The sequence below is a fragment of the Orrella marina genome (assembly GCF_003058465.1).
Lineage (GTDB): Bacteria > Pseudomonadota > Gammaproteobacteria > Burkholderiales > Burkholderiaceae_B > Algicoccus > Algicoccus marinus.
On sequence record NZ_CP028901.1, the window covers coordinates 244,841 to 264,194 of the forward strand.

The 19,354-nt window shown below is 56.1% G+C and carries 10 protein-coding genes and 1 pseudogene; 9 read left to right on the forward strand and 2 right to left on the reverse strand.

Features of this window, described 5'->3' with window-relative positions:
- Positions 1-5: 5 nt before the first annotated feature.
- Both DBV39_RS19770 and DBV39_RS01185 read right to left on the reverse strand, forming a co-directional pair.
- Positions 6-5,995: pseudogene (locus tag DBV39_RS19770) on the reverse strand (SDR family NAD(P)-dependent oxidoreductase); the annotation flags it as partial.
- Positions 5,908-7,380, reverse strand: coding sequence for a type I polyketide synthase (locus DBV39_RS01185; protein ID WP_227870754.1), 1,473 nt, complete (start codon positions 7,378-7,380; stop codon positions 5,908-5,910). The pseudogene DBV39_RS19770 and the gene DBV39_RS01185, both read right to left, overlap by 88 nt.
- A gap of 187 nt (positions 7,381-7,567) precedes the next feature.
- Between DBV39_RS01185 and DBV39_RS01190 the strand changes: the two genes are divergently transcribed.
- The 9 genes from DBV39_RS01190 to wecC all read left to right on the forward strand — a co-directional run bounded on the left by DBV39_RS01190 (position 7,568) and on the right by wecC (position 19,086).
- Positions 7,568-10,123, forward strand: coding sequence for a capsular polysaccharide biosynthesis protein (locus tag DBV39_RS01190; protein ID WP_193853040.1), 2,556 nt, complete (start codon positions 7,568-7,570; stop codon positions 10,121-10,123).
- 90 nt (positions 10,124-10,213) lie between these two features.
- Positions 10,214-11,305: a Wzz/FepE/Etk N-terminal domain-containing protein gene (locus DBV39_RS01195; protein WP_108619997.1), complete on the forward strand. Its 1,092-nt coding sequence runs from the start codon at positions 10,214-10,216 to the stop codon at positions 11,303-11,305.
- A gap of 1 nt (position 11,306) precedes the next feature.
- On the forward strand, positions 11,307-12,500 hold the full coding sequence (locus DBV39_RS01200; RefSeq protein WP_227870755.1) for a polysaccharide biosynthesis/export family protein: 1,194 nt from the start codon (positions 11,307-11,309) through the stop codon (positions 12,498-12,500).
- Positions 12,501-12,576: 76 nt separating this feature from the next.
- Positions 12,577-13,362, forward strand: coding sequence for an ABC transporter permease (locus DBV39_RS01205; RefSeq protein WP_108619998.1), 786 nt, complete (start codon positions 12,577-12,579; stop codon positions 13,360-13,362).
- Positions 13,359-14,078, forward strand: a complete 720-nt coding sequence (locus tag DBV39_RS01210) for an ABC transporter ATP-binding protein (RefSeq protein WP_108619999.1) — start codon at positions 13,359-13,361, stop codon at positions 14,076-14,078. The genes DBV39_RS01205 and DBV39_RS01210 overlap by 4 nt, the downstream gene beginning before the upstream one ends.
- Before the next feature lie 220 nt (positions 14,079-14,298).
- Complete coding sequence (locus DBV39_RS01215) at positions 14,299-15,348, forward strand: glycosyltransferase (protein WP_159078715.1); 1,050 nt, start codon at positions 14,299-14,301, stop codon at positions 15,346-15,348.
- Positions 15,349-15,829: 481 nt separating this feature from the next.
- Positions 15,830-16,354 carry a hypothetical protein gene (locus tag DBV39_RS01220; protein ID WP_159078716.1) on the forward strand — a complete coding sequence of 175 codons (525 nt, stop codon included), beginning with the start codon at positions 15,830-15,832 and terminating at the stop codon, positions 16,352-16,354.
- The gene (wecB, locus tag DBV39_RS01225) at positions 16,351-17,478 is read left to right on the forward strand and encodes a non-hydrolyzing UDP-N-acetylglucosamine 2-epimerase (RefSeq protein ID WP_108620002.1); all 1,128 of its coding nucleotides are present in this window, start codon (positions 16,351-16,353) and stop codon (positions 17,476-17,478) included. Before DBV39_RS01220 ends, wecB begins: the two co-directional genes overlap by 4 nt.
- A gap of 327 nt (positions 17,479-17,805) precedes the next feature.
- On the forward strand, positions 17,806-19,086 hold the full coding sequence (gene wecC, locus DBV39_RS01230) for a UDP-N-acetyl-D-mannosamine dehydrogenase (RefSeq protein WP_108620003.1): 1,281 nt from the start codon (positions 17,806-17,808) through the stop codon (positions 19,084-19,086).
- Positions 19,087-19,354: the final 268 nt, after the last annotated feature.

Here is a 19,354-nt window from a genome sequence, read left to right on the forward strand (position 1 = left end):
TCGCAGAAAGCTTCCAGCCAGGTGTTGGCCGCGACATAGTTGGCCTGCCCTGGATTGCCGAACAGGGTGGTACCCGATGAGTAGACAATAAAAAAGTCCAGTGGCAAAGCCGTAGTCTGTTCCATTGTCAGACGATGCAGGTTTAGTGCACCCAGGATCTTGGGGCCATCACGGCCTGGATCTTGTCATGATCCAGGTTCATGATGAGGCTGTCTTCAAATACCGCCGCTGCGTGCACGATACCCTTGAGTGGTGGCATATCCTTCATCTCGTGCTGCAATACACGCTTGACATCATCTGCAAGGGTGATGTCGCAAGGCGGAGCGATCACGGTCACACCCTTGTGCTGAAACTCTGCGACGGCCTCTTGCGCCTGCTCGGTCACCGCACCGCGTCGTCCAAGCAGCACCAGATGCCGCGCACCCTTCTCGGTAAGCCACTGGGCAGTGCGCAGTCCGAACCCGGAAAGTCCACCTGTTACCAGATAGCTGGCATTGGCATCCAGTTGCACGCCATCGTGACGCAACCCATCCTGACGGGCGTCGCTTGATGAGTCTGAACCTGAACTACTGGCAGTACCAGCACCGGATCCTGTTGCTCCAGCCGAACGGGTTGACACCTTCACCGGTACGGGGACACCATCGTTGTAGGTGACCACAATCTTGCCGATATGACGGGCTTGCTGCATCTGGCGGAATGCATCCAGTGCATGGGCCGCCTCGTGTGCTTCGTATGGAAGCGGGTAGAGGACCCCTTCTTCAAACAGGTTCATTACCTGTCTGAAGAGCTGGCTGGTCAGGTCAGGACGTACCTTCATGAGCTGATCAGCGTCAATGCCGAAGTAGCTCACGTTATTGCGGAATGGCCGCAGACCGATACGAGAGTTCTCGTAAAAGTCGCGCTTGCCAAGCTCCAGGAATCGCCCGAATGGCTTGAGCACCTGAAGGTTCCTGTTGATGGCTTCTCCGCTCAGGGAGTTCAGCACCACATCCACACCTTGCCCGTTGGTGTCGCGCAGAATCTCGTCTGCAAAGTCCAGATGGCGTGAGCTGTAGATATGCTCGATACCGAGCAGACGCAACAGATCCTGCTTGGCAGCGGATCCTGCGGTTGCGTACACTTTGGCGCCTTGCCAGAGAGCAATCTGGATTGCAGCCAGACCCACGCCACCGGCTGCACCATGAATCAGCACCGATTCACCAGGCTGCAGACGCGCCTGATGGATCAGGGCGTAGTAGGCTGTAAAGAAGGTGCTGGGCACCGTTGCCGCCGATTCGAACGACATCCCTTGCGGCAGCAGTGCCAGGGCACTGGACGTCGTGATCGCGAAGTTGGTAAAGCCATGGGGCCCAAAACCAACCACTTCGTCGCCAGACTTGTAATCGGTGACTTCGTCTCCAACACGGGAGACCACGCCGGCAAACTCCAGACCGATGCTCGCTCCGGCAAATCCGTTCTCGACAGCCTCATCAGACAGAAGTCCGAGCGTGTACATCACGTCACGGAAATTCAGGCCGGTTGCTTTCACGGCAATTTCAACTTCGTGATCCTGCAGGGCGGGACGGTCCACCGCCTCCCAGCGAAGGTTGCGCAACTGGCCAGGCATGTCAAATCCCAGACGGATCTGACGCGATTGCAACAAATCAGGCGAGAACTCTGCTGTGCTCTGGCTTTGCCCGGTATGATGCTCGCCTGGCTTGCATGCCTTGGCTGGCGGTGCAGGCAGTGCACGCAGACGGGGCACTGAACGCATACCGGCGCGGCTGAACACGATCTCCTGCTCGGCGTCGGGATCTCGCACTTCCTGTGCCCAGGCTTGAGCCTGTCTCGTGACAGTCTGCGCGTCGCAGGTTGCTGCAAATTCGAAGGTGACCAGGCGCGCGGTGGTGCCGCTGACCTCATTCATCAGTGTGCGCATGAACCCGGATACGGCAGCATCTGCCAGATTCTGCATTGCAGGGACCCAGTACTGGCCGGTGAACTGCACACTTTGCAGAGTCTTTGCTGCGTGTGCAATGTCAGCGCAACGCTGCGCCTGGTTGGCCAGAATGCCCGGTGAGTCTGACTCATCTGTTACCCCCAGCAATCCTCTGAGGTCGATGATGTGTGCCGGGCGCCTGGTTTCGTCGCCATCAGGCGTTGTGTTGACCTGTTCGCAGAAAGCTGCAAGTAACTGCTCGATTTCGTCCTGCGTGCCAGCGCATGACACTGCCTTCGCGTCAAGACTGAGCTCAAGCGAGTGCACGAATGTCGCTTTCAGTTCAGCCAGCAAGGCCAAACCCGGGTCCTTGGGATGATCAGTATGCTGATCGGTCAGAATCAGGCAGTGTTCTGGCAGACGAGTCTGGACGGCCTGAGTGGCCTGAGTGGTCTGAGTGGCTTGTACTGGTTCACGTGATTGATTTGATTCACCAGTCGTCTGCTTCTCAGTCGCCTGCTTTTGTGCAAACAGCAGGTACGGTCCGCTCACCCCTGTACCCTCATCGGTGGGCCACAACGCAAGACGTTTGACGGGCTTTCCGCATAGCGTTTCAACTTCGTGTGCCCATGTCTGGGCACCAAACTGGCAGGCACCCACGCCCGCGCTGCCCGGAATGCCCTGGGTGCCCTGGGCTGGGCTTTCAGCAGCGAGCAAGGCCTGGACCCAGTCGGATGTGTTCGCGCCGACCACCATCAGGACACCGTCGGGAAGCAGGCGTGAGCAAGCCCAGCGCAACATCCGCTGGCCCTCATCCGGCGTATCAGCATCGAGCACCACAATGGCCATCTGCAGGCAGACCTCTTCAGGATCCGCACTCAGTTGCTCGTCTAGTGTGGGTACAGATTGTGCGGTGTACAGGATCAGGTCTGCGTTCAACCCTTGTGTGCAGGCACTGCCGAACCAGGGTTCACCAGCACTGATCTCGGTAACAAACACCTTCTGACCAGGCTCGAGTTCGCTCAGCGCGTACTGCAGACGCTGATGGATCGACTGCTCAAGTGCATGCATGCCGTGCGGGCCGACCAGCACCGGCAGCATGGTGCTCCAGGACCAGTCGCTGGAACCGGCGTTGTTGCCAGGTGTCGGTTCTTCTTGCTCTGGGCCTTGTGTACCAGACAACTCAATTTCCGTGGTGCTGGAATAGCTGGTGTTGCCTTGCGCTGACTGCTCGGCTTTCCAGTTATGCTCCTGTTTGTCACCGGGTCTGTGCAGATCCAGCAGGTTCTCCAGGTGCATGCCCAGACGTCCGGCTGCATGGACCAGCGGGAAGGCATGGCCACTGTCACGCAAGAGTGTGAGCCAGATGTCGCTGGCCGACACCTCGCTGAACGCCTCTTCATTGAGCTGCCAGCCATCGTCGCGCCTGGACAGCAGGTCATTTTGCTGGGCAAGGTCCAGCAGGACTTCGAGCAGACGTCGCTGACTGCTGCCTGCGGCGTGGGCGGCCAGTTCGAGCGCGTGAATCTTGTCATCCAGCGCGCGCGGGTCGTTGCCGCCGTGCTTGATCAGATAATCGGCGAAATATCGGGCAACCAGCACGTCCAGCAAAGGATCTGTTTCGGTTGCAAACCGCTCTTCAAAAGGACTTTGCTGAATGGTCTGGGCTGTGTTTTGCATGCATGCAAACCACTCGTGCAGACCCAGTGGACCTGGTATGGTCAGCGTCGATGCACGTGGTGCCGGGATGTTCTGAAACTTCAGGTACTGCAGCGCGCTGGAAGACTGGCGCTTGAGGTGCATGGCGCTAAAGCGGGCTTCGCGCACGTTGGCAACAATCTGCCCACTGCGATTAAAGAGCGCAAACTCTGCGGTGATGGAGTTGGGGTTGCGGGTCAGAATCCGGACCTGTACCTGGTGCGCGACGTTGTCTTCCTGCTGGTACCAGATGATTTCGCCCATCTGGGTCGGGACGTATGTCACCCCGGCGTCGAGCGCCACAAAATCCCTCAGATAGTGGATGATGAGTTGGTAGCTGTTGTCGAGCAGCGAAGGGTGCAGGAGGTAGTCACCAATCTCCGCTGAAATAGAGTCGGGCACCGTCAGGAGCGCGGCGATATCACGTCCGTCTTGAGCGGATTGCCAGCCTTTGTCGATCGCGCAGTAGGCAGGGCCGTACTGCAAACCTGCTCCGAGCGTGAACAGTGTGTGCTCATTACCGGTGAAGTCGGCCTGACGCGCCGGCAGGGCCGGGGCACTGGCCTGGGAGCCTACCAGGCTGGGCTCTGGCAAGACACGCGCCCGGGCATGAAGACGCCAAGGCTCGTCAGCACCGATGGTGCGAGCATGGATGGTGAGGTGCCCATCTGCCGGGTCGAGCGTGACACGCAACTGACGTGAAACCCCCGCATCAAGCAGCAGTGGACTCAGAATCTCCAGGTCGTGCACGCGTGCCACTGCGCCGGGTTGCCATTGCGTGGAGGCCGCCAGTGCGATTTCGACGAATCCAGTTCCCGGGAACACTACGGACTCTCCGACCTTGTGATCCGCAAAACTGGGCAACATATCGGTGTCGAGGGTCGACTCCCACATCCATTGTTGTTGTGGCACGGCAAACCCGAGCAGGGGATGAAGCCTGACCCGATTGAGCAGATCCATGCTCTGCGCAGTGCCTTCGTACCAGAGGCTTTCGCGCTGCCACGCATAGGCGGGCAGGTCGACCCATCGGGGCTGAACTGCAAACAGAGTCGGCCAGTCGATCTGACCGCCATTGATGACCACCTGACCTGCTGCGGCCAGGATGTGCTCGGGGGATTCGACTCCGCGGCGGCCTGTCGCAATTACCTTGCCCGTTGCTTCGGCGGCGTTGAGCGCGTCCGTAATGTAGCCGCGCAGGATGGCGTGAGGACCCACTTCGACAAACACGCGCTGACCGGTCTCCACCAGGGCAGCTGTTGCCTGTTCAAACTGAACCGGGCGCCTGATGTTCAGCCACCAGTACTCGGCATTGAGCGCGGTGCCTTCGAGAAGTCCACCGTGAACCACCGAATAGAATGGAATCGCCGACTGATGAGGCGTGATGCTGGCGAGGTGGGTGCGTACGCCACTCTCCACTTCGTCCATCATCGGGCTGTGAAAAGCGTAGTCCAGGTCCAGGCGTTTGACGCTCACACTCTCCTGAGCCATGGCCGCTTCAAACTGCTCCAGACCCTGCAAAGTACCTGCAATGGTCGAGCCGCGACTACTGTTGGCACCGGCAACCCAGACTGACTCGGTGAGGCCTAGTTTATCGAGCCACTGCTGAGTCGCCTCGGCCTGCAGGCTGACGGCACTCATGAAGCCCCGTCCACGGGTCTGTCCCTGCCAGTAACTGCGGTGATAGATCACCGAGACGGCATCGCTCAGGCTCAGTGCCCCGCAGGCCCAGGCGGCTGCAACTTCACCGACGCTGTGTCCGATCACGGCGGTGGGTCGTACACCCGCCTCGCGCAACATCGTAGTGATGCCAACCTGAATGGCAAACAGCGCTGGCTGCGCATACTCGGTAGCAGCGTAAATGGACTCGTCTTCGGAGTCGATCAGTGAGCGAATGGTGATGCCGGCCAGCGGCTCGAAATGGGTGTCTACCTGTTCGATGGCAGCGACAAACACGGGGTCTGCCAGCAATTTGCGACCCATGCCATGCCATTGAGAGCCGTTGCCAGAGTAGGCAAATACCGGGCCAATTCCGGAAACCGTCTCGGCGCAGACGGTGGGGTGGCCGGGCTGGTCCTTGTTTAGCGCCTTGCCGGTTGCGATCTGCTTGAGCGGCTTGCCGTCTGCGAGCGAATTCAGTGCTGCGACAAGCTCCTCGGTTGATCGTCCATAAACGACCGCTTGCTCGTTGTGCCACTGACGACGAAACACACTATGTCCGGCGATATCGTATGCATCAGGAGTCTGAAGCGTGTCTGACGAGTCTTGCCCGCTTTGCGCGCCGTGCTGGCTGGTCAGCGCATCAGCCCATTGACGAGCGGTGTCACGCAAGGCATCCGCCGTGCGTGCGGAGACCACAAGCGGTACGCCGTAGGGCGGCATTTGCAGGCTTTGCCGGTGCGTATCAGAGGTGCTGGCCGCTTTGCTCGCCCTGGTTCTTTTGCTGGGACTCCGGGATTTGGTGCCGTTTCCGGATTCAACAGGTTTGGTTGCTTCAGGGCTCTGCAGCACGATGTGTGCGTTAGCCCCCCAAAACCGAACGAGTTCACGCCAATGGTGATCTGACCGCTGGATTTGAGTGGCAGATTCTCCTGAACCACACGCAGATTCCACTCGTCTAGCGGAATCGCCGGGTTGATCGTGTCGATACCGATGGTGCCAGGCACCATCCGGTTCTGGATGGCATAGATCGCTTTGAAGAGTCCAGCCACACCCGAGGCTGTTTCCAGATGCCCCATATTGCTCTTGACCGAGCCGATGGGCAGTGGGTTGTCGGCGCGACGACGCGAGCCCAGCGCTTCAGACAGAGCCCGTGTTTCGATCGGGTCGCCAACCGCGGTACCTGTACCGTGGGCCTCGATGTAATCAATGTCATCGGGCTCGATACCGCAGTACTGATACGCCCGCGTAACGAGCTCGGCCTGTGCTCTGAAACTCGGGACCGTCAACCCCTGTTTGCGTCCGTCGGTGTTCACTGCAGTGTATGGCACCACCGCCAGTATCCGGTCGCCATCGGCAACCGCCTGGTCGTAGTCCTTAAGCAAGACAATGGCGCCGCCTTCGGAGCGCACATAGCCGTTGCCGTTGGCGTCAAACACCTTGCATCGGCCATCGGGAGACAACATCGACGCCTTGGAAAACGTGATGAACCCGTACGGGTGCAGGTGCAGGCTGATGCCACCCGCCAGAGCATGGGTGCTCTCGCCGCTGACGATCGAGCGGCAGGCCTGGTGGAATGCGACCAGAGAAGAGGAGCAGGCGGTGTCAACCGCCATGCTGGGACCTTTCAGGTCGAATATGTAAGAGATCCGGTTGGCTGCGATGCTGGCTGTGTTGCCCGTCGCAAACGCTGATTCGACCACGCCAAGGTCGGTGGCGACCCGGTAGGAATAGTCAGCACTGGCCATGCCGATAAACACACTGCAGTCGGTTCCGCCAATGCGGTCAGCTGCAATACCGGCATGTTCGATGGCTTCCCAGGAAAGCTCCAGCAGCAGGCGCTGCTGCGGATCCATTTGAGCGGCTTCGCGCGGGCTGATCCCGAAAAACGCGGCATCAAACTTTGAAACATCGCCAATGGAACCCGCTGCAAACGTGTAACTCGTGCCAGGGTGACTGCGATCAGGGTGAAGAAACGCTTCGTGAGACCATCGATCAGCCTCGACAGTGCTGACAAGATCCCGACCATTGAGCAGGTCGGTCCAGTATTGGTCCGTCGTTGTACCGGGAAAGCGAAACGCGCCGCCGATGATCGCTACTTTCTTCATTGAGCAGAGTGTATTGATTTTTAACTTTATGTCTGTCTGACACCAGTTCGTGAGAACTGGTGAGCTTTTACAGGTATACCAAAGCAGCGACGCTCCTCGCACCCAGGCTTCCCCACATTGAGGGGACGTATTATAGAATGGTACTATAGTTCGCTTAACAAGCCTTTCTTGCGGGTCTCACTGGTCCTTGGGCGCTGTCGTCGTTTCCTCTCCTGGTATTGCCAGCATTCCATATCTGGAATCTTTTCTCGGTCTTCCTGTCGCAGGAAGGGTGTCGGGTGATCGCGTTCGTCCTGTCCGGCTTGTTCAATCAGTTTTTGTCTATTCCGCCCAGAACGTGTGCGGTCCGGATGGGGTTACAGATGGCCCGGTTGACGCTGGTTCTGAGCGTGGTTCAACTACGTTGTCCGAACCGGGACAGGTCTTGGCACAAGGCGAGAGAGTAACCGATTCGCTAGATCATAGCCTGTCACAAGACAGCGATAAGCCTAATCCGCAGTCGCGTCCTGGCGTCCCTTCACCCGAATTGACACCCGCGCGAGGCGCAAACGCTGACTCGGAGACCAGTTCACAGAATGGCGTGAATGCTGAGTTGCACAGCTCGCCTTTGGCCCTGTCGTCTTTACCCGCATCGCCGTCTTTACCTTCCTCTTCGACTTTATCCGCATCTTCATCAACCTCTTTCCCTTCTGGTGAATCCGTTCAAGCCAGCCTGGGCGACCATGCGAGCACTGTTCTCGCTGTCGCCGGTTGGGGCAACAAAGAGGGCAGGTACCACGCCAATGCGCTTGCCTACGCGAACCGACACAGGATTCCATACTGGAAGCTCGAGGACGGGTTCCTTCGATCTTTCGGAACCGGCCGGGATTTTCCGTCGATATCGATGGTGGTCGATCGTTGCGGCGGGATCTACTACGACAGCACACAACCGAGTGAGCTGGAACAAATCCTTCAGTCAGATGGTGCGCTTCTGGATGGCCGAGAGCAAGAGGTGGGCCGGGCTGTCGATCTGATCGTGCGCAAGCGGTTGAGTAAATACAACAATGGTGGGCCTGTGCCGGATGTGGTGCGGGACCGTATCGCGCGTCACCGTCTGTCTCAGATGGCGGCAGGCCGGGGAGTTCTCGCACCCGTGATTCTGCTGATAGACCAGACGTTTGGGGATGTGGGCGTGACGGGTGCCGGCGCGAACGAGCAGACATTTGCGCGTATGGTGCAGGCGGCCAGAGCGACCCACCCGGATGCATTGCTGGTCATCAAGACCCACCCTGAAGTCAGCGCCGGCCACAAGTCGGGGTATTTCTCTCATCTGGTCGATGACGAGCGCACGGTATGTGTACGTGAGCGGGTCGAGCCCTTTGCATTGCTGACCAGTGTGGACGAGGTCTACACAGTCAGTTCGCAGATGGGGTTTGAGGCGTTGCTGGCAGGCAAGCCTGTCCGGTGCTTTGGGTTGCCCTGGTATGCGGGTTGGGGGGTGACCCGCGATGAGCAGACTTGCTCGCGTCGTACTCGCACGCGTTCGGTGCAGGAACTGTTCGCAGCGGCTTACCTAGACTACACCCGTTACATCGACCCCGAGACGGGCAGGCAAGGAAGCATATTTGATGCGATCGAATGGCTGATTCGTCAGAAAGAACATGCTGCCCGGTTTCCGGCGCGTGTGATCTGTGTAGGGTTCAAGCGCTGGCGCCAGAGTGCGCTGCGCCCGTTGTTGTCACTGCATCCAGAGCGACTGCATTTTGTGCGCAACGCGAGTGCGGCCCAGTCGTTGAACCCAAGGGCTGATGACACCATGGTGTTCTGGGGCGCTTCTGTGCCAGCGGGGCTGAGTCAGGTCGCCGAGAGTAGCGGGGCGCGTCTTTGTCATCTGGAAGACGGTTTCATCCGCTCGGTGGGACTGGGTACCGATCGCGTGCGTCCTCAGAGTCTGGTGTTTGACCCCCGCGGACTGTACTTTGATCCGCACAAGGTCAGTACACTTGAGCAGATGCTGAACACCGTCGAAGTCTCAGACGAGGATCTTGAGCGCGCAAAGGTGTTGCAGGCGTTCATCGTCAAACATCGGATAACGAAGTACAACCTTGAGCCTGACGAGACCGTGCGCTGGCCAGGGCATCGCTCAGGGCAGGCGATCATTCTGGTGCCCGGGCAGGTGGCTGACGATGCGTCAGTTCGGCTCGGCGCCGGGGCGGTCAACAGCAATCCGGGATTGTTGCAGGCCGCAAGGAAAGCTCACCCTGACGCCTATATTGTTTACAAGCCGCACCCTGACGTGGCCTCAGGTAACCGCAAGGGCGGAGTGTCAGTTGCGCAGGCCAGGCAGTGGGCCAATCATGTCGAGACACAGGCGTCTATCATTTCGTGCATCGAAGCCTGTACTGCCGTGCATACGCTGACCTCACTCAGTGGGTTCGATGCCCTGTTGCGGGGCAAGGAAGTGGTTGTTTACGGGCGCCCGTTTTATTCTGGCTGGGGGTTGACACAGGATATGGTCGAACCCGTGCGCCCGAGAAGGCGACGCACGTTGCCGGAAATGATTGCGATCTGCCTGCTGCACTACCCCATGTACTGGAACTGGAAGATGCGTGGCGCCAGTACGTGTGAAGCGGTTATGCACCGGTTGTACGATGAAAAACGTACTCTGCAGGCAAGTGGCATGCTGGAGCGACTGCGATCGGATCGTCTGCTCCGGTTCTGTAACAAGGCGCGTTCCTACTGGCTCGGTTGGTTCCCGTCGTGAGTCAGGAGTATAGTTTCGCCTTTCACCGGATTTTTAGTGACATGTTGGGGCAGCGACAGTGGTGGTTGCGTCTGACATTCTGGGTTTCTCATGGTTAACCGTAAAAAGCTGTTCATAGGCGTTGTTGTCATTCCGATGATTCTCGCCGCGATCTACTACGCGTTCTTCGCAGTAGACCGGTACGTCAGTAGCGCCCAGATCTCTGTGCGTCAGGCCTCGGGCGAATCAGGCGGGCAGGTTCCGGGTCTTGCGCTCATGTTGAGCGGGATGAATCCGACCTCACGTGAAGAAACCATGTACCTGCGTGAGTACGTCATCTCACCCGATATGCTCAATGTGCTCAAGGCTAATCTGGACTGGCTGGATCATTACGCAGGCCAGTGGCGCGATCCGCTGTACTGGCTGCCAGAGGATGCGACTTCGGAAGAACAGCTGAAGTTCTTCCAGCGGGTGGTGACCACACACTTCGATGAGCAGACCGGCTTGTTGCTGGTGGATGTGCAGGCCTACACGCCAGAGTTCGCGGAAGAGGTACTCACGCTGATTCTTGCGACCAGTGAGCGGTTTGTAAACGAACTGTCGCACCGCATGGCGCGTGAGCAGATGTCGTTTGCGCAGTCAGAGCTGGCCAACGCCCGGCGCAACTATGAAGACCAGCGTGAGCGTCTGATCGAGTTCCAGAGTCAGAACCAGTTCCTGGATGCCGAGCGGGCCGCAACTGACCGCGCTGTGGTGATTGGTGAACTCGAGGCCGAGCTTGTCAGGGAGAGGGCTGAGCTCAGAGGCTTGCAATCAACGCTTGCACAGAATTCGCCTGCTGTCAGAGCCAGGAAAAATCGCATCTCTGCGCTCGAGCAGCAGCTCGAAGCAGAAAGTGATCGCTTGATCTCAGCGCCGGGCGGGGATCAGTTGAACGTGATCGCTGCGCGATTCCGTAACCTCACGATCGATGTCGGGATTGCAGAAGAAGCCTACAAACTCAGCGTTGCTGCAGTAGAAAACGCCCGGATTGAGGCGAGCAAGAAGATCCGCAGCCTGATCACGGTAGTGAGCCCGAATCTTCCTCAGGAAGCGACGTATCCGCGGGTCTTTTACAACCTGCTGACGCTCTTGATCGGACTGCTGTTGCTGTATGGCATCATCCGCTTTATTCTGGCCAATATTGAAGATCACAGTGACTGACATGACGACGACACGACAGGGATGGGTGAGTCCGACTCGCTCAGCGGTAGCATTGAAGGGATCCAGCATGACAATTCAGGGTGATCGCAAATATAAATCTCGTTTGTTTCACGTCATGGGTATGGCGCTCGTGAGCACATTGCTGGCTGGGTGCGCAGGGACATTCCTGCCGGCTACCGGTCCATCGATCGGTGCCATCCAGGATGGTGCCAGCGATGCGAATGGTGAGGCGCAATACGCACTGGTTGACTTGTCAGCCCAGACGATTGGCCCCTACATGCGGCCCAAGGCGCCAGAGCCGGAGCCCTATGTTTCCAGTACACAGACTCCGGAAGTGCGTCTCATGCCGGGTGACACCATGTCAATCATGATTGCTGACACGGTCGCAGAAGGTGGCACGTTCGCGCCCCTGGCCTCAGGTGGCACCGTGTTCAACAGTATTCGTGTCAACCCGAGAGGGCAGATTTCATTGCCTTATGTTGGGCGTCCCAACGTGAAAGGCAAGACACTGTACGAAGTTGAAACCATCATCCAGGACAGTGTGAGAGATGTTGCGGTAGACCCGCAAGTCCATGTGTCACTCACCAGTGATCTTGCAGGTTCCATTCTTGTGGCGGGTGCCGTCAGAAGTCCGGGTCGGTTCTCGACACTGACCGGTCCCTTGACCCTACTGGATGCAATCAACCAGGCCGGGGGACCGGTTCTGGAGCCCCATCTGACCGAAGTGGTGGTGCGAACGGGTAAAAACTCCTACTCCATGAACTACGAGCAGGTGCTAAATGGTCGCAATCGAGCCGTTCCGCCCAATGCCGAGATCGTTCTTGAGCGCGCCCGCAAGCGGTTTGTGGCGATGGGAGCAGTTGCCTCGCCCGGCCTTCTGGATCTGCCGTCAAACAACCCGAGCCTTCTGGAAGTACTTGGCGTGGCTGGAGGCCTTAAAGGTAGTCAGTCTGATGCCAGTGGCGTGTTTGTGTTTCGCCTCAACGAACCTGAGAAGCCTGGTGACGAGCCCAGACCAGAAGTGTTTCGTCTGAATATGAAGGATCCGGCTGCGATGTTCCTGGCACGCCAGTTCCTGGTGCACCCGGAAGATGCGGTGTATGTGACCAATGCGGCGGTCTACGAGTGGCAACAGATCATCTCGCCGATCGTTCAGGTCCTGATCCTCGGACGCACCGTCTCCAACGGCTTCTGATGAGTTGGGATTTGGTGAGTTCTCTCATGTCAGATCAACTGCTCGAAGAGGGTGGCGTGGCGAATCGGTTGCGCCCATGAAAAAGAGGCCATCCTGGAAGATCATGGTGACCGTGGTCTACGCGCTCGTACTGCGCGAGGTGCAGGCGCGTATCGGTTCGCATCGTCTGGGGTTGTTCTGGATGTTGTTTGAGCCCATGGCACACATCGCGGTGCTGATGTTTGTGTTCACCTACATCCGTCTGCGCAGCATTCCGGGTATGGAGTTTCCGGTGTTTCTTCTCACCGGCTTGGTGCCTTTTTTTATGATGCGAAATATCGCACTTGGATTGATGGGTGCAGTCGATGCCAACCGGGCCCTGTTTGTCTACAAACAGATCACGCCGTTTGACACTTTCATTGCACGACTGATTGTGAACTTTGTGCTGATGTCGTGTGTCTACGCGATCCTCATGTTTGTGCTCGGGTTCTGGTTTGGCTATGACATCAGTATTGATCGGCCCTTGTACTGGATGTGGGCGATTTTTGTGGGGATCACATTCTCTTTTGGGTTGGGCCTGATTTTTTGTGTGGTTGTCGAGGCGGTTCCTGAACTGGCGATGATCATTCGACTGTTGTTTTTGCCGCTTTATTTTCTGTCTGGTGTCATCATTCCATCCTGGATGTTGCCGCAGAGATTCATTGAATGGGCGCTCTGGAACCCCTATCTTCATGTGATGGATAGTATCCGGATTGGCGTGTTCAAACATTACCCGTTGACGTACGGGATCGATTTGAACTATGCGGTCAAATGGGCGGTGGTGACACTGGGTTTGGGAATGCTACTGTTCAAGTTGCGTGAGCGGGAGTTGCTGGCGCAATGATCGAGTTCCGGAACGTCACCAAGTCCTACAAGGACAGAGTCACCAAGAAACGGCACTATGTCTTCAGGAATCTCTCGTTCTCCGTTCCGCCAGGACGTAATGTCGCACTTATTGGGCGTAACGGTGCTGGCAAGTCGACCATGATGCGTCTGATTGCGGGCAATGATCGCCCGGACAGCGGCAAGATCATTACGCCTGATAGCATCTCCTGGCCGGTGGGATTGTCAGGGGGCTTTCAGTCGTCGCTCAGTGCTCGCGAGAACGTGAAGTTTGTGGCCCGTATCCAAGGTAAGCGAGGTGCTGATCTTCAGGACATAATTCGAAGGGTAGAAGAGTTTGCGGAGATTGGTGAGTACTTCGATCGACCCATGCGAACCTACTCCTCTGGTATGCGCAGCCGGGTAGGCTTCGGAATGAGTCTGGCGTTTGAGTTCGATTACTACCTCGTCGATGAGGCGATGTCAGTCGGTGACGCGCATTTCAGGGCTAAAGCGGCCAAGGCCTTTAAAGACAAGGTTGGCAAAGCCAACATAATCCTGGTGACTCACGGCATGGGTCAGGTTCGCCAGTTGTGCGATTGCGTTCTTTTACTAGAGAAAGGTCAGGTTAAGCTCTTCGATGATGTGGAAGAAGGCATCTCTGCCTATGAAGGCGATGCTGGCAAATCTAGAAACAAGCGTGGAATTGTGGATGCCATGCTTGTAAACGATGAATGAAATCCTGACTTTCTCCTGGTTGGGCCTGCTGCCTGTTGATCTCTTCTACTGCTTTTATATCGGGTAGCATGTCTGGCGTTTTATACCCGCCTTCGCTTCACTGATTCCTTTCGCACGTTAAATACGATGGCTTAGCATTCGCTCGTCGAATGAGCGATATCAACCAAATCGATGATAAGTTGAATCCGCTGCCACGTGGACTGGGTACAATCGACTGATCGTGACCATTCATAATCCCCCTGGCTTCCTCCGCTCGCTCCGGGCAAGATTGTCGTTTCGCCTACCTTTGCGCCTTCCAGGTCGAGACGCAGCAAAGGTGGGGGAGGCGCGTCGTCTTGTTCTCCTGCATGAGCATGACAACCCTTCGCTGGCGTATTTTGAGTCATCGATCTGTGAGCGTTTTGCTGGCGTGCCTGTCAAGAAAATCGATATTGCCACCACTGCAGCGAACTTTAATTTGATCGAAAGCGGCGATGTGGTGGTCATCATTCGCTACATCACATTTGGTTGGCGAACGGTTTTGCAGGCGCGTTATCGCGATCTCGCGGGTCTGGCCTACTTTATGGATGACGACCTCCTGGATCCGGGCGTGCTTGTTGGACTGCCCCAGGGATACGCCAGGCGTTTGCGCAGAAAGGCAGTTGATCATGCGTCGTGGCTTCGTACGTATTGTTCTGAGCTATGGGTTTCCACCCCCTCTCTTTGTGCCAAGTACGTTAAGGCTGGTGCACAGCTACTCGAAGCACGGCCCGTTGCCGTAGAGGTGAAGGAATCACCCGTTCGTGTGGTCTATCACGGAACGTTGTCGCATCGTGCAGAAATTGTCTGGCTTCACGACGTGATGAAAAAGGTGATCGAGCGAGAGCCCCGAGTGGAGTTTCAGCTCTTTGGCGACGCAAAAGTCGGTGCACTCTACAGGGATGTACCCCGGGTACTCGTGATGCACACCATGTCATGGCCCAGTTATCTGCACTACTCGAGCACTCACCAGGCCGATATCGGTCTGGCACCACTGTTACCAGCACGCTTCAATCACGCCCGAGGACCTGTCAAATTCTTTGACTATGCCCGAATGGGCGCAGTCGGGATCTATAGTGATGTTGAGCCCTACAAGGGGTTTGTGCGTCAGGCCGTGGATGGATTGCTGATTGATAACGAGCCCGAGCACTGGGTAGCCGCGATATGCCAGTTGGTTCGAGACGAAGCACTACGTGCTGAAATGAAATCCAGTGTGCGGGCGAGAACTTGTCGATCCGATTTGTCGGTTTGATTGACTCTCGTAATCAGCGTTCCTCACCGTAAATCACAGTCATGAAATATTCATAAGCGATACGTAACAATCAATTATGATTTGATGATGCGCAACGAAGCCACCAAAATTGCATACGATAGAAGGTGAAACTGGTAGCATATGGTGTTTGCTCAGTGACCATGCTTGGTAGATGGTTTAAACAAATGGCTTATTGGAGCTAATCAGCTAGCTCGCAATGATTGCGAACTAGCTGTTACAGGTTCTGTGACGGGAGTCGTTTGGAAAACAGCTTGGCATGGCGCCGTTTACAAAGTGGAAAACGGTATTTGGGAGGTGTTGATGGCACGCGTGTCAGTTACGCCCCGTTCGCCCTGATTGCCATGCTCTCCACTCGCGTCAGTTGTCGGTGTTCCCTTGCGCTGTGGAGTGGGTGGGTGGTTGATACGGTTGCTCGAGTGTTGTTCATGTTCAGGTGAGTCGAAGTTTTTTAAGGTCCGATATGTCTTCCGAGTCTACTGAAGCTCGTGATTTGAAAAGCGATGCCCGATTGATTGAGGAAAGCGGTTTCTTTGATGCTGAGTGGTATTGCAACCAGTACCCTGATGTCAGGCAGATCAGTCTTGATCCAGCGACACACTTTCTGAAGTACGGTTGGCGTTTAAAACGCAACCCTTCCGTCAAGTTCCAGTCGAGTGCATACCTCGAACGTTATCCTGATGTTCAGAGCGCTGGCATCAATCCCTTGCTTCATTTTCTGGAGAAAGGAAAGAACGAAGGACGCAGTGCGCCGCCTGTACCTGTATCTGCCGATTCACGGTATTCCCCGGATCTCAACGAAGCGTCGCTGGCGATTGCCAAGGGTCTGGAAAGCGAAGGAAAGGAAGATCGACAGACTCCGACGGCCGAAGAGCAGCTCGCCGAGACCCAGCGTTTGCTGGAGCATTATTTCGTGCAGTATGAAACCTTGCGGTTTGCCATGCTCGACCAGAATAAGAATAACCAAACCACCAATCCCTCCCCATGAAAATTCTCACAGTATTTGGTACCCGGCCAGAGGCCATCAAAATGGCGCCGCTGGCCTTGAAGCTTGCCGCTGATGAACGTTTTGATGCGAAGGTGTGTGTGACTGCACAGCATCGCGAAATGCTGGACCAGGTGCTCGATCTGTTTGCTCTCAAGCCGGATTTCGACCTGAACATCATGCGCCCCGGTCAAGACCTGACGGATGTGACGACATCCATCCTTCAGGGGCTCAAGCCAGTTCTGGCTGAGTTCAAGCCAGACATGGTCCTGGTGCATGGCGATACGGCGACGACGTTTGCGACGACCTTGGCCTCCTACTACCAGCATGTGCCGGTTGGACATGTTGAAGCTGGCTTGCGTACGGGAAATTTGTACTCGCCTTGGCCAGAAGAAGCGAACAGAAAGCTGACAGGTGCGCTAGCAAAACTGCATTTTACGCCCACGCCTGCTTGTCGGCAGAATCTGCTCGCTGAAGGCGCTAAAGAGGAGCACATTCACATCACGGGTAACACCGTGATTGACGCGTTGCTAGAGGTGGTGGCCAAGCTTGACGCATCACCCGAGCTGGCCGCAAGATTAGCGGCTCAGTTTCCGTTCCTGGATTCGAGCCGCCGGATGCTGCTGGTAACCGGTCATCGCAGGGAAAGCTTTGGTGGCGGGTTTGAGCGGATTTGCTCGGCACTGGCACAGTTGGCCAAGCGCTACCCGGATTTGCAGATCGTCTATCCGGTTCATTTGAATCCGAATGTGCAAGAGCCGGTCAATCGACTGCTCTACGGGCTGTCGAACGTGTATCTCATCGCGCCTCAGGATTATCTTCCCTTTGTGTATCTCATGAACCGGTCTTACATCATTCTGACCGACTCGGGTGGTATCCAGGAAGAAGCGCCATCACTGGGCAAACCTGTGCTGGTGATGCGTGACACGACGGAGCGTCCGGAAGCGGTGGATGCAGGGACGGTCAAACTCGTCGGGACGGAAACCATGAGCATCGTTGATGGTGTCTCCAAGCTAATGGACTGCCAGCAAACATACGATGGCATGAGTTTTGCTCACAATCCGTATGGGGATGGCAAAGCATGTGGTCGCATTTGCGAGGCGTTGGCCAGCAACCGCGCAGAGTGAGTGCCGCACACGTCGTCATGCATCTTTTTGGGGCCAGGTTGCCAGAAAAGGTATGGTTTCGAGGTTCGCTGCGGCAGTTGCGCAAGAGTCCATGACACAACGCAGCGGTTTAGTTGTTCAACGGTTTATATCGAGTTTGCTCTGGGTAGTTGTGAATTGCGGATTGCTGGTTTTTCCGGGAGCTGCAGGATTGCTCGACAATTCTGGTGGCAATTCAGGTTCCCAGGTGATCCGTGAGTTCGATTGGAAGTAAGTTGCCTGGTAACGTTTATTTAAATGACCCTGCAGCCGATGGACATGCGAGGGTTATGTCTAGAAGGAATATTTGTGGAATTTAAGACGATTTCGGTTGTAGGACTTGGTTACATTGGATTGCCCACGGCTGCAGTGTTTGCGTCACGCAAGATCAAAGTCATTGGTGTCGATGTCAACGAACGTGCGGTTAATATCATCAATCAGGGCAAGATTCATATTGTTGAGCCAGACCTCGATATGGTTGTGCACGCGGCTGTGACTGAAGGGTTTCTGAAGGCAGTCACGACACCGGAAGCCGCTGATGCTTTCCTGATTGCAGTCCCAACACCCTTTGTTCATGATGATCTGGGGCATACCCATCGTCCGGATCTGTCTTACATCGAGTCCGCATCGAAGGCGATCGCTCCAGTATTGAAAAAAGGTGATCTAGTCGTGCTTGAGTCAACCAGTCCGGTTGGCGCGACCGAGCGGATGGCCGCATGGTTAGCTGAAGCACGCCCGGATCTCACTTTTCCGCAAACGCATGGAGAGTCGTCTGATATCCGGGTGGCGCATTGTCCAGAGCGAGTTTTACCGGGACACGTTCTTCGTGAACTGGTGCAAAATGATCGCATCATTGGCGGAATGACCCCGGCGTGTTCGGCAGTTGCAAAAGCACTTTACAAGACGTTTGTTGAAGGCGATTGCATTGTCACCAATGCACGCACGGCTGAGATGGCCAAACTGACCGAGAACAGTTTCAGAGACGTCAACATTGCGTTTGCCAATGAACTGTCTATTTTGTGTGACAAACTGGATATCAACGTCTGGGAATTGATCGCCCTGGCAAACCGTCATCCCCGAGTCAATATTCTCCAGCCTGGCGCAGGCGTGGGTGGACACTGTATCGCGGTGGATCCCTGGTTCATCGTCGACTCGTGCCCGGATCAGGCACGAATGATTCGTTCTGCACGAGAGGTCAACGATAGCAAGCCTGTATGGGTTCTGAGCAAGGTCAAGCAAGCGATTGAACAGTTGCACATTGAGAAGCCTTCCGCTGGAAGAGGGGACCTGACAGTTGCTTGTCTGGGACTGGCGTTTAAACCCGATATCGACGATCTGCGTGAGAGTCCTGCACTGGGAATTGCACAACAAGTTGCAAAGCTTGGTTGCAAGGTTCTGGTTGTTGAACCCAATATCCATGAACTTCCGAAATCACTTGCAATGGATAACGTGCAGCTTGTGTCGTTGGATGACGCGATCAAGCAGGCTGACGCTTTGTGCGTGCTTGTCAAACACACACCGTTTGGTGATGCGAGCGAGAAATTGAAGAAGCATCCGGCTGTTGTGGATACAGTGGGACTGTTGGGGTAGTTCTCTACCGAGTGGTTTGGGCTGGTTCAGTAAAGTGCGTCACGTCAATGAGCCGGAATTCTGGCAACGTCCAAGTTCCAATCCAACACGAACGAACCCGGTTCAAGGTAGTTATGGCACTGGTGTTGGATTGAATGCCAGAGGTTGGTGTGATGAAGCGTTGACCAGGGATATCAGGCTTTTGCTGGGCGATTGCTTGATTGATTAACTGTACTTGAGCGGCGTACATGAATCAGTGAGGTGGTTGCGCTGGGGGAGTGGTTGTAGC

Excerpts from the sequence above, each read along its gene's own strand:
- DBV39_RS01185 (WP_227870754.1), bottom strand. The coding sequence starts at position 7,380 with ATGAAGAAAGTAGCGATCATCGGCGGCGCGTTTCGCTTTCCCGGTACA.
- DBV39_RS01195 (WP_108619997.1), top strand. The coding sequence starts at position 10,214 with ATGGTTAACCGTAAAAAGCTGTTCATAGGCGTTGTTGTCATTCCGATG.
- DBV39_RS01200 (WP_227870755.1), top strand. The coding sequence starts at position 11,307 with ATGACGACGACACGACAGGGATGGGTGAGTCCGACTCGCTCAGCGGTA.
- DBV39_RS01205 (WP_108619998.1), top strand. The coding sequence starts at position 12,577 with ATGAAAAAGAGGCCATCCTGGAAGATCATGGTGACCGTGGTCTACGCG.
- DBV39_RS01210 (WP_108619999.1), top strand. The coding sequence starts at position 13,359 with ATGATCGAGTTCCGGAACGTCACCAAGTCCTACAAGGACAGAGTCACC.
- DBV39_RS01220 (WP_159078716.1), top strand. The coding sequence starts at position 15,830 with ATGTCTTCCGAGTCTACTGAAGCTCGTGATTTGAAAAGCGATGCCCGA.
- wecB (WP_108620002.1), top strand. The coding sequence starts at position 16,351 with ATGAAAATTCTCACAGTATTTGGTACCCGGCCAGAGGCCATCAAAATG.